This is a genomic window from Brevefilum fermentans (assembly GCF_900184705.1).
GTDB classification, from domain to species: Bacteria; Chloroflexota; Anaerolineae; order Anaerolineales; family Anaerolineaceae; genus Brevifilum; species Brevifilum fermentans.
This window is the reverse complement of the sequence record NZ_LT859958.1, coordinates 1,018,581-1,030,638: the sequence shown is the minus strand read 5'-3', so window position 1 is coordinate 1,030,638 and position 12,058 is coordinate 1,018,581. Positions and strand designations below refer to the sequence as shown.

Annotated in this window: 8 protein-coding genes; 7 read left to right on the top strand and 1 reads right to left on the bottom strand. The window is 43.6% G+C overall.

What is annotated here, in order from left to right; translation table 11 throughout:
* Positions 1 to 17: 17 nt before the first annotated feature.
* Positions 18 to 758 carry a hypothetical protein gene (locus CFX1CAM_RS04585; protein WP_087861882.1) on the bottom strand — a complete coding sequence of 247 codons (741 nt, stop codon included), beginning with the start codon at positions 756 to 758 and terminating at the stop codon, positions 18 to 20.
* 811 nt (positions 759 to 1,569) lie between these two features.
* On the opposite strand from CFX1CAM_RS04585, the gene CFX1CAM_RS04580 reads away from it, so the two are divergent.
* From CFX1CAM_RS04580 to CFX1CAM_RS04550, 7 genes are all read left to right on the top strand, one after another.
* Entirely contained in the window at positions 1,570 to 7,938 is a 6,369-nt protein-coding gene (locus CFX1CAM_RS04580; RefSeq protein WP_087861881.1) for an RHS repeat-associated core domain-containing protein, read from the top strand.
* 12 nt (positions 7,939 to 7,950) lie between these two features.
* Complete coding sequence (locus CFX1CAM_RS04575) at positions 7,951 to 8,448, top strand: SMI1/KNR4 family protein (protein WP_087861880.1); 498 nt, start codon at positions 7,951 to 7,953, stop codon at positions 8,446 to 8,448.
* The gene (locus CFX1CAM_RS04570) at positions 8,445 to 9,317 is read left to right on the top strand and encodes an RHS repeat-associated core domain-containing protein (protein ID WP_087861879.1); all 873 of its coding nucleotides are present in this window, start codon (positions 8,445 to 8,447) and stop codon (positions 9,315 to 9,317) included. Before CFX1CAM_RS04575 ends, CFX1CAM_RS04570 begins: the two co-directional genes overlap by 4 nt.
* 115 nt (positions 9,318 to 9,432) lie before the next feature.
* Positions 9,433 to 10,113, top strand: a complete 681-nt coding sequence (locus tag CFX1CAM_RS04565; protein ID WP_087861878.1) for an imm11 family protein — start codon at positions 9,433 to 9,435, stop codon at positions 10,111 to 10,113.
* A 94-nt stretch (positions 10,114 to 10,207) separates the two neighbouring features.
* Positions 10,208 to 10,450, top strand: coding sequence for a hypothetical protein (locus tag CFX1CAM_RS04560; RefSeq protein WP_087861877.1), 243 nt, complete (start codon positions 10,208 to 10,210; stop codon positions 10,448 to 10,450).
* 40 nt (positions 10,451 to 10,490) lie between these two features.
* Positions 10,491 to 11,525, top strand: a complete 1,035-nt coding sequence (locus tag CFX1CAM_RS04555; protein ID WP_157891698.1) for an RHS repeat-associated core domain-containing protein — start codon at positions 10,491 to 10,493, stop codon at positions 11,523 to 11,525.
* A 10-nt stretch (positions 11,526 to 11,535) separates the two neighbouring features.
* A complete protein-coding gene (locus CFX1CAM_RS04550; RefSeq protein WP_087861875.1) occupies positions 11,536 to 12,051 on the top strand; it encodes an Imm26 family immunity protein in 516 nt (171 codons plus the stop codon).
* The last annotated feature ends 7 nt before the right edge of the window (positions 12,052 to 12,058 follow it).

The window sequence follows — 12,058 nt, the reverse complement described above, 5'->3', positions numbered from 1 at the left end:
ATATTTGCTTCCGAGAACTAATAAGTGTCATGCCAATATTTTACATACACTCCCCAATTCCAGTATGGCCAGAGATAAGAAAGAATCTCAGGATTAGGTTCGCCGTATTGAATATTGAAACTTGAAGTGGAGCTTACAATGCCCTGATCTCTAAACCTCGGAGAAGAGCAAGTTCCATAATCGCCGGTGTATGACCGTCCTCTTGTATAATCATTATCACAAGTAACGAAGGGATCGTGACCACAACCATATCCAGCTGTTTTATGGAATCCCCAGTTGATCAGTGTCTGGCCCGGATTACTATATCCAGAAAATGGAACCCTAGAAGGTGTGTAATTTGGAACTGGATGATCCCAGTTTCCACATGCTGGTGGATCCGCTGTGATGGAGTTTTGACTTTTAGGCGCGGATTCCTTATTTTTCATCTCTAGAATAAAATTAGATAATCTAGGGAATCGACTTGATTCAGGTGAGAAATTGCTGATATCATCTACTTTGTTATTAGTTTCCACAAGCATTGCATATTCGTTCTGAAATGCGACCATCTCCGAAGCGAGATCCAGTATGTCTGGTGAAAATCCTGCTTTAATTGCTGCAGGATAATCCAACTCCTGGCGGAAGATTCCTCCATCCTTTGTTGTGGTAATGTAAGGCTCTAATTCTGCCAGTTGAGAAGTAGTGCTTAGATCGGTGATGTCAGTTTGAGCAAACGCTGAGCTGCTAGCTACTAATGTGATTACTAAAACGATCACAAGCATAAACTTTCTGTTTATTTGTTTCACCTTTCAATAGATTGTATACTTAGCACTTTTTTGTTATTGCTAGATTATTCGTCAGCCACCTCCTTTACTAGTAAATCAGAAAATTCCTTATCGGTATTTCATTCATGAATCTGTATCTGATTTCTATTAAGATAAACGTTTTAATGGAGGAAATGTTTCATTACTTTCAGCCCCTAAAAAATCATAAATTGAAAGCAGAGAGCTCTGTAGAAGAATTGAAACAGAAGCAATGCTATATCTATGAGATCGTTAACTAAATGTCACAGTCGTTGAACAATAGCTTTGACCTTGTTTAGTGGTGCAACGATTTCATATTATGCTATCCCTATTCGATCTGGCTTCGATTGATTTCTATATATAGTTTTTCAATATGTAGAGTCTGATGATAATCATGATAAGTCTTTACGTAAATTCTCCTGGAGCCCATTAAACCAACAATCTTGATATTGATTCGTCGCATAGCTCTATGGCTTGATCAGTTAATAATTTTCTGTTTGTATTAAATTCCTTTGGTTGACTGAATGCTAACTTTGGATCGGCATCTGAATGAAATCTATAATTAGGATGCTCGGTTATGTTATTCTTTTCAGATAAAAAGGGCGTTCGCCCCGATGTTGAAGAATTTTCCAATACCACCTGTCTATTCAGGCTGGTCCTATGCGATTTCTCTCGTCCTCGGTTCTCTGAAGTGTTTTCCAGGTCAATCGTCTCTTCTAAGGTGACCATAGGGTAGTAGTGGTAAAATTACTAAGATTACAGGCTCTTTTATCGGGGATTAGGAGGAAAAGTGAAACGATTTTGCGCTATTCTTATTGCTATTGTAATACTTTTTACGAGTTATACATTTCAAGTTCAGTCCAAGGTTAAGAGCCATGGAAATCCGGAAGATCCAAATCTTGCTTATCCGATAATTCCTGCTCAGCAAGATGAAGATGCAGCACCACAGAGCATACCAGTAGATTCTCCTTTATATGCTTATCCAATTGAAGGCATGGAACTTCCAGCCTTGGTTGTACCAGGTGAGATTTTTGAACCAAACGAATTTGAGAATCCACTTCCAGAATCCTACAGCAGTGATGTGCCACTTTTTGAACCTATTTTATTGGAGACTTTTCCCCAAGATTCTCCTACCCCAAGTCTAAAACTCACGGTCGAACCTTCCATCTACATCCCTGGAAAACCTGTTTTTCTCCATTGGTCTATTAATAATGGCGGATCGCTTGTAGAAAATCCAAGTACCATGCTGAGCCTGCAATTTTCTGAAGGATTAACGCCTTCTGATGAAACATTGAATAATCAATTCGTGGAGTTAGGCCGAGTCAATCTCTCAGCAGGTAATAGCTTACAAGGTAGCATCGAATTAATCCAAATTAATGAACCTACAGAAAACCTGAGAATTTCTGTGTTTCTCAATGTGAACTCTGAGCTTCTGGATGCGACTTTTGTTAATATTCCATTCCTTTCAAACAATACACCTACTGATTCTTTGCTCTCTGATTGGGTGAGAATGATTGGTCACCATGCATATGCAACTTCCACTGATGATAATGTAACTCAAAACCTTGTCTTTGCAAGCAGTCAGATCAGCCCACACCTGCAGCCCGGTTATGTTCTGAGCAAAAATGCAATTGAAGTTGTTGCAGTGGATAAGAATACGGCAACTAATGTCAGTTACTTTTCAAACCCAATCACGCTCATTATCCCATATTCGACCGAAGAGTTAACTCCAGAACAGGAAAACGATCTTCAGGTTTTCTATTATGACGATAACGCAATGGATTGGTTTCCGATGCTTACTGAAGTCGATACAATCGCCAAGACGCTCACCGTTCAAACGGATCATCTGACGGTGTTCGATTACAAACCAGCTAACTGGCAATCCTACCTACCACCATTCCAGGACGCATTCAGTGTTGCTGAATATACAGGTGCAGCAACCTATAAAATGGACTTTCCTGTGATTTCCGGTACTGCCGGAATTCAACCATCTGTTTCTTTGCGGTACAACAGTCAGGTTATTGATGAAGGCACTCTTTTCAACCAGGCAAGCTGGGTTGGCATGGGTTGGTCACTGGACCTGGGCAGTATTACAAGAGATATGCATGGTACTGATTCAGATCTGTCAGATGATACCTTCTTTTTATCATTGAATGGGGCGGGAGGGAGACTCCTCCCTGTTTCAGAAGTAAACGACATTATCACCTATCGTCTTCAATATACTGAATCCATTATCGTTCAAAGAAATGTCAGCACTGATTCCTGGACCGTCAAAACACCCGATGGAACGACCTACTTCTTTGGATCAACTGCATCCGAAAGAGCACGCACGGTTACCGGGATTAACCCTTGTGGTACTGGTTTTACCTGGCAGTGGATGTTAAGCAAATCAACGGATCGAAACAATAATGAAATTGCATACATATACACCAAGCCAAATCCAGGTACATGCTCTGTAGACAGGAGTATCGTCCCGAGCCAAATTGATTATTCAGGCGTTTATTCGATTCGTTTTGTGACCAGTTCGCGTGATGACTACAGGGATTCCTGGAATACGACGGCTTCGAAGGTCCTTTTTTCAAATACCAAACTGGATGCGATCGAATTCTATTCGCACAATGTAAAAGTTAAGGATTCGCGCTTTTCTTACACAAACACGATCTTACCTCTGTTTATCTGGCGTGATTCCACTGCACGGACACTGACTCTTGCAGGCGTTCAGGAGATTGGATATGCTGTAGATGGAACCTCAAAGGCAATGCCTGCCACATCTTTTACCTATGGTAACAGCATGCACATCACCAAAATCAAAAACGGGATCGGTGGTGAGGTCAACCTTACGTACAAACTTGAAACCATGTTTTTAGAAGCACAATTAGGTCCTCGCACTGAAAGATGGGCTTTCAACACGCAATGTCCCTCCGGTCATAATCTTGGTTGGATTGGCAGGTATGCCAGCACTTACTGTACAACTGTAGGAAACGAAACGCTGCTTTATTTTCCTGCTGGTCCTGCAGAACATGGAGGATATGAAGCATTTGCAACGCATGTCATCGGTGAGAACATGCTCAAACCGGCTTCCCGGTTCCGCTTCCTGGTTGAAGGAAAAGGGTTAAACAACACTCCAACAGGTACCGTTTTTGGATTCAAGGAACCGAGGAATGTTTTTCCGGAGTGTGTTCTTGGAGCGAACATGACTATCTGTGAAGGCTCGCTCGATGTCGGGGTTGGCTATCCTTTGAGTGGAAATGTTTATTTGTTAAATAACAGCGGCAGTTATATAAAGAGTCTGGAGGTCGTTCTCTACCCATCACGTCACGTGGTTTCAATGATGACAGTTACTGACACATCCAGCCAGATCTATAAACCAGTGACATGGGAGTATACGTATTCCGGGTTTGCTTTCAACAATGCCAGTAATACGCTGCTTGACGGATGTGGTTTAAATTGTCTGTATACGCCTTTAAATTATGAATTTCGAGGTTTTAACACGGTTAGTAAAACTGCTCAGATAGATGGACAAACCATTACAGAAAAGAGCACTTACGATCAATCGATAAGTGGTAAAGGCAATCTTCTGCAGCACGAAAAATTCGTGAACGATCAGTTGGTGGAGAAGGTTATCTATACCTACGCCCCTTCAGATGCTTCTAAGCTTTATAGTTACACCGAGCTCTCAGATACAAAACTAAAAACCTATGCCGATCTGAATATCTATTGGAATCGTGTTAATACTGAGATTTATTATTCGTTTAACCCAGACGTCAACGGTATTTATCAACAGACGGCAACAGGAACATACTTGTACTATAACGGGCAGGAATTCACAAGTTTCGCTCAAGAAAATGCATTAAATAAGTCAGGTTATCTATCAAATGTGACAAAGACCAGGCATTCCTATCACAATGGCAGTTCCTGGATAACCCAATATTATCAAACTTTAACCTTCAAGCTATCGAGTGTGAATGATATCCCATGGTTGCCCTCTCTGGTTACTCTACAAAGCCTCAATGATGAAACTGGGGTAACTCTTTCTGAAAACCGTTATAACTATGACATCAGAGGAAACAAGCTGAACCAGAAAACATTAGCAGAAGGTTCACAATATTCTCAGACCTCCTATTCTTATACACCTAACGGAGACCTGAGCCAAACAAAGACATGGCAGAATTTTGCAACAGTTGGTGCCGATCCAACTGGTGAGGCATTGGTCACAGATTACGTAATGAGTAATGTCGCGCCTGGCAAAGCAGGATCAATGATTATTCATAGAGGCGATGGGATCTCTTTTGTAACGACAACTGATTACCTGCCAGAACTCGCCCTTCCAGTTAAGGTCACCCAACCAAATGGCGCAATTGAAGGTGCTGCCTACGATCCGCTCGGACGAATAATCTACATTTGCGCACCACTTAACTGGACTGATCCTACAACGCCTTGTGGACCGGGGAATAATCCTACTGCTTCAATTTCCTATAACTACGCGGATACACCCATCTCTATCACCGTCAATCGGCTTAGCACTGCATCACAAGTGAATTACCTGGATGGCTTCGGTAGAGAATTGCAGACACAAATCAGAGGTGCTGAGTTAGATGGCGTTGCTGGTCAGACATTGGTGCAAAGCGCTTTTATTTACGATGGTTTTGGGAATAAGGTTTTTGAGAGCATACCATTTAGTGCTCAAGAGACAGAATACGTACCTGTTGGAATAGATGTTAACCAAAGACAAGGGAAACTATTCACTTATGATCTTAGGGGGCGGTTACTTAACATTTCCCGGCGAGACGAAATTGGAAATATGGCATATGAAATTAACATAACATATTCAGCCATTCAATTGCCAGGCAATATGGGATGGGGACTGAATACAATCAGCAGCAATGCTAATAATCAAGCAACACATTCCTACTCAAACCCTCTTGGACAGGTTGTCAAAACAATCCCGCCTGCGGGACCGAGTGTGAGCTATACGTTTGACCTTATTGGCAGGCTGACAGAAACGGCATACGGAACGTCAACCACTGCTATAAGTTACAACCCTGCTGGTCAGAAAATTCAGATGGCAGACGCAGATATGGGCACCTGGAGTTATACCTACGATGCACAGGGAAATTTGCTGACCCAAACAACAGCGACCATCACCACAACACTCACTTATGATGGACTCAACCGAGTGATCTCAAAGTCGTTCAGCGATGGCTCTCCTGCAGTCTCTTTCACTTATGATGCCAATGGAGATTTGGGATATCGGACTGGCATGACCGACTCAACCGGTTCAACTGCCTGGGACCTGGACGGCAGAGGCAGGCTTGTCACAGAAGAGAAGACCATATCCGGGCAGCCATTCACCACCAATTACACTTACGACAGCGCGGATCAACTTACATCCATGACCTATCCCAGCGGTGAGATTGTCAACATAACGCACCTGCCCCAGGGAGGCACGGACAGTGTCGGTTCTTATCAGACGGGCATGCAGGTAAACGAAAACGGAAAGGTAAGCCAGAAAAGGTTCGGGAACAATACTACGACCAGCTACATCTACAGCGATTGGCTTACGGACGGGAGCAGGTTGAGTCAACTTCAGAGCGGGCAGTCCGGCTCACTCCTAAATCTAGAGTTTGCTTACGACCTGGCAGGAAACATCACAACCATCAATGATAATCTGAGCAGTTCCGAAATCCAAACCTTTACGTACGACTCAATGAACAGGTTGACCTCAGCCAGAATCAATGCCAGCACGCAGACTTATGCTTACAGTCCTAGTACTGGTAACTTGAGTTATAAGAGCGATGTGGGTGCATACACTTATTCACCTGCCCATCCACACGCGGTCACCCAGGCAGGCGCGAACACCTATGCTTATGACCAGAATGGCAACATGGCCAGCCGCACAGTGGCTGGGGTGGCTTGGACATACACCTATAACGTGGAGAACCAGTTGACCTCGGTCAGGAAGAACAGCCAGCTCGTCAGCGAATACGGCTACGATGGAGATGGCAAGCGGGTATGGGCAAAGGATTATGAAGGCTACCTCGCTACGAATCCGAAAGTGACCACATACATCGGGAATTACTATGAAGTCCAGGTTGAAGGGTATGTTCAGCCCACAGGAGGCACACCCAGCCAACCCTGCAACCAAACCTATTGCGCCTACTTCCCTTATGTTGCTAACATTGTCCCAGAAAACATCAGCTACTACTATGCCGATGGTCAGCGGATTGCGATGAAGAATAATGGCGAGGTGAGTTACCTGTATGGCGATCAGTTGGGCAGCGTCAGCGCAGTTGCGGATAGTTCTGGCGCTCTTGTCAGCAAAACCCTTTACCAACCCTGGGGCACAACCAGGTACACGCAGGGAACAAAACCGACCGATTATGCCTACACAGGTCAGATGCAGGAAGGCGACATCTACTTCTACAACTCCAGATGGTACGACCCGCAGTTGGGACGGTTCCTGCAGGCGGATACCATCGTCCCCCCCACCCAAGGCACACAAGGCTTTGACAGGTTCGCTTATGTCAATAATAACCCTCTCCGGTATACAGACCCAAATGGCAGATGGGCTGAGTCTATATTGGATATCGCATTCATTGCTTTTGATTTACAACAGATTGCCAACGAAGGATGGACTTTGTTGAATAGCGCTTCATTGGTTTTAGACGTTGCTTGTTTGGTCTTGCCCATCGCTACAGGAGGAGGGCCCGGGTTGCGATTAGCAGTTGCAGGTAATGATGTAGTCTTATCTGCTGCACAAGCAGGAGTAAAGGTTCCTCAGGGAGTAAGAGCAGGACAATTGGTAACAAAAGGGGTACAGTTTTTCTCAAGTTCACAGCAGACATCGAATTCTAGTAATTACCCAAACGTTATTGATCCTAGAACTGGAAAACCAATTCCGCAGCCTCCTGATGACCTGATTCCAGTTCCGAAGGAAGATCGAGTGCCTTGGACAAAATACGAAAGGGCGGAATTTATTAGGCAATGGCATGAAAGAGGATATACACCACCAACCGGTGGTTGGAAAGGATATGATATACATCACATTATCCCTAGAGAGCTTGGGGGTACGAATGACTTTTTTAACTTGGTTCCGGTTGATAGGATTATTCATCAGAATGAGTTTAACAAGTGGTGGCGATTGTTTATACCGGAATAATATGGAGAAATCATGTTTGAGAGAGTAATAGACTTAAGAAACAACACTTATCCAAACGGATCACTAACCATAAAGGTTGGTGATCCGTGGGAAGCCTTCTTTATGTGGGAAAAACCATTAACATGTAAGGAAAGAGATGCTCATCTTGTTGAGAGTGGCCATCTGCCAAAACAATACTTAGATTTTCTGAACACTGTTTCGAATGGTGCTACTCTTTACTATGATAATATGTATGGACAATGGGGATACAAGATATACGGGTTAAAAGAGTGCTTATCCAAACAAACAACCTGGATGGAAAATCTAGTACAAACTCCAGACTCACCATATCTGGTCTTTTGCGAACTTTATGGCGATAACTCAGTTCTCGTATTTGATAAGTCAAGTAGACAAACTAAGATCCTCGAGACAAATTATTTGCGCTCATCAGAATGGGATTTGGTCGCGGGCTCTCTTGATGAGTGGCTTACTAAACTCATAGATCATGATGGAGCAAAGTATTGGGAATGATCTATACAATTCTAACGATGAAAAACTCGGATAATGACCAGTTGGCGAGCGTCAGCGCGGTGGCAGACGCGAGCGGAAATCTGGTAAGCAAAACCCTCTTCCACCCCTGGGGTACTACCAGGTACTCCCAAGGAACAAATCCAACCGACAATGCCTACACGGGACAGATGCATGAAGGCGACATCTACTTCTACAACGCTAGATGGTACGACCCACAGTTGGGGCGTTTTATGCAGGCAGACACCAGCGTACCAGCAGATATCCAGGGAATCCAGGCATTTGACAGGTTCGCCTACGTCAACAACAACCCAATGAATTATGTTGATCCAGGGGGAGACTTTGCGATTACAACGGCTATCCTGATCGGGGTGGGTGTGGGGGCTTTAGTTGGTTATGGCGGTCAGGTAATCCATAACCTTAATAACGATATGAGTTTCAAGGAAGCGTTGACTACGGATATATCTGTTGGATGGATTGTCGGCGGTGCAGTTGCTGGAGGTGTATTAGGCGGTGTGGGCTTTGCAGCTTTGGCTCACTTTGGGATTATACAAGCAACAACTGCAACGACAGCGGTCGGTTCGAGCTTGTGTGCTGATGGTGATTGCTCAAATGAGATTAATTATTTGGCAGAAAGAAGCCTGAGCACTATTGATAATGTGGTTAGCACTGTTGAAAAAGCTCCATTGCGGGGACAATCTCACCATATTTTTTCGAATAGGGTTTGGAATGTGATGAGTGATTCACTCAAAGCCGCATTTGGAAACAACCGTAACTCCTTGATTGTTCAAGGAGTTGATTATGAAGCACACCATGGCTATCAGCAGTGGCATCGGGCGGTAGACACAATGAGTTGGTCATATTTATTTTGAAATATTCCCCTAATAAAGAAGACTTTGTTAATAAGTTAGTGGAGTTGTATACTCCGCTTGTAGAACGCTTCCCGACAGTTCTTGATATTCTTAATAGAATTCAATAGGAGAAAGCATGGAAAAGTTTTATTTATTTGATAAACTTAATGACCTTTTTTCGAGAAAAGTATCTTACTATGAGATTATACAGCCAAAGATTTGGGCGCCACCTGACACCTGCAAAGTCTGTGGACAAGTTGTCAGCCAGGATTTGTGGCTTCCACCACAACGTGTCAGGTTTTCAAGCGCAGACACATCTTGTTGGCAGGATGTGATGTGGGGAGTCCCAGGATTGTGTATGATCTCAGAACGTTTTCGAAAGATCTACGAAGGGGAAGGATTAACTGGACTTAACCCCTTTGACCCACCTGTGATCATCGAGAAGGTGGGAAAGTATAAGAAAGGTGTTTTCCCAGTGGAACTACCGACGTATTACTTGATTACAATACCCTGGGGCAGAGGAGAGATTGACCAGGAAAAGTCTGAATTTGTGTATGAAACCCGAAAGAATGAAGTATATTGCCCGTTAGGCAGACATAATGGACTTATATCAAGTTATCAGCGTTATGTCATGAAAGAGGGGACCTGGCAAGGAGATGACTTCTTTACCCCGATCTCATCTGCTCGAATAAGCCTGTGCTCTGAGCGATTGAAGGAGGTTGTAAAGAAGTATCAGGTCACTGGTTTAAACCTGATTCCATCTGAGAAGATGATGTACAACTTACACGCCATGCCCAGTTGTACCGTTAGAGAATAAAATCGGAATTGGGAGTAAACCTGAACGGTGGTAATTCGAGCAGATTAATCAGGTAAGGAGATATTTACTTTTTCAATGCTAGGTGGATGGGAACATGACCAGCAAATCTATTGCAACAGAAGAATGGACCTGTTTTTATGACGCCGTAAACCAGCTGAGCGCGGTAAGGAAGAACAGCCAGCTTGTCAGCGAGTATGGTTATGATGGCGATGGGAAGCGGGTCTGGGCAATCGATTATGAGAGCTCAGTCGCACAGAAAGAGACGATCTACATTGGGAACTACTTTGAGTTTGTGAGAGAAGATGAGGCTGCGGGGCAAGGGGAGGGTGCACTATGAGAGCCCCGATTATTGCAGCTATCTTCCGATGATATTCCAAATGCCACGCGGTATATCGTATTATTACGCTGATGGGCAAAAAATTGCGATGAAGGATAAAGATGGGGTGGTGAGCTATCTGTATGGCGAACAGTTGGGCAGCGTCAGCGCGGTGGCAGACACGAACGGAAACCTCGTCAGCACAACCCTCTACGAACCCTGGGGCACCACCAGATATGAGAATGGGGATGACGTAACCGACTATGGCTACACCGGGCAGATGCAAGAAGGCGACATCTACTTCTACAATGCTCGCTGGTACGACCCAAGCATCGGAAGATTCATGCAAGCCGACACGATCATACCGCTGCAAGTCCAGGGCACCCAGGCGTTTGACAGATATGCCTATGTCATCAACAACCCAATAAACTATGTTGATCCGGGGGGAGACTTTGCGATCACAACAGCTATCCTGATAGGGGTAGGTGTCGGGGCATTAGTCGGCTATGCAGGTCAGGTAATCAGCAACCTTAATAACGATATGAGTTTCAAAGAGGCTCTGACAACAGATATATCTGCTGGATGGATTGTCGGTGGTGCTGTTGCCGGAGGTGTGCTCGGCGGCATGGGCTTTGCCTTAGGTTCTTATCTGGCAACCGGAGCGATTCCGATTACCAGCTCTTTGTGTCTTGGTAAATGCACTGAAGTTGTAAAAAGTGGGGTAGAAGTAACACAAAAAGCAGGGGAAGTAGTTAAAGAATTGTTTCCTGCGATCAAAAACACGATTTATACAGGTGCAAATTATGTATATCGTGTTGTAGAGAATGGCGTTACGAAATTTGTTGGTATAACCAACAATCTTTCCCGAAGAGCGATTGAACATTTGTCAAAAACGGGATGGGTAATTGAAAGAATCCCTGGATTGGAGAATCTAAGCCGGTTTGATGCCAGAGCAGTTGAACAATTTTTAATTGAGCAGTATGGCTTATCTAATCTTTTCAATAAGATAAATAGTATTGCACAGGCTAACCCTATTTATGAAAATGCTATTCAAAGAGCTGGCGAAATTCTTCGAAATATAAGTTTCATAAAATAAGAGGTAAATAATGAAAATGACCAGACTCAAAACAGGAGACATCCTCTTAATCCCTTTATCCGATTCACAAGCTGCCCTTGGGCAAATCGTGATGTTAGATTTACGTCCTAAAGCTCCGTTGAACCCATTACTTAGAGTGGTAAAAGGAATTTACGATCCAAATGATATTGACTTAGATAATATAGATTTTACGGACGGACTGTTTCCTCCGATAATTACAGGGGTTGGTGCGGCTGTTAAAACGGGATTATGGAAAAAAATCGGAAACAAACCGGTTGAAAATTTTAGTTATCCGAAATTTATTCAATCGTGGTATTCTGAGAAAAATGGAGAAGTATCAATCTGGTATCTGGTTGACGAAACAGGATCACGACCCATAGGCTCTAAATTACCAGAAGAGCATATGCAACTGGAGTATTTTGTGGTTTGGTCGCCATTTGATGTAGTTAATCGAATAAAGACCGGTGAAATACCTTTTCCATATGCCGATTTAATTAATCATAACAAATTTACGCCAAGAGAGTGAAAAATTG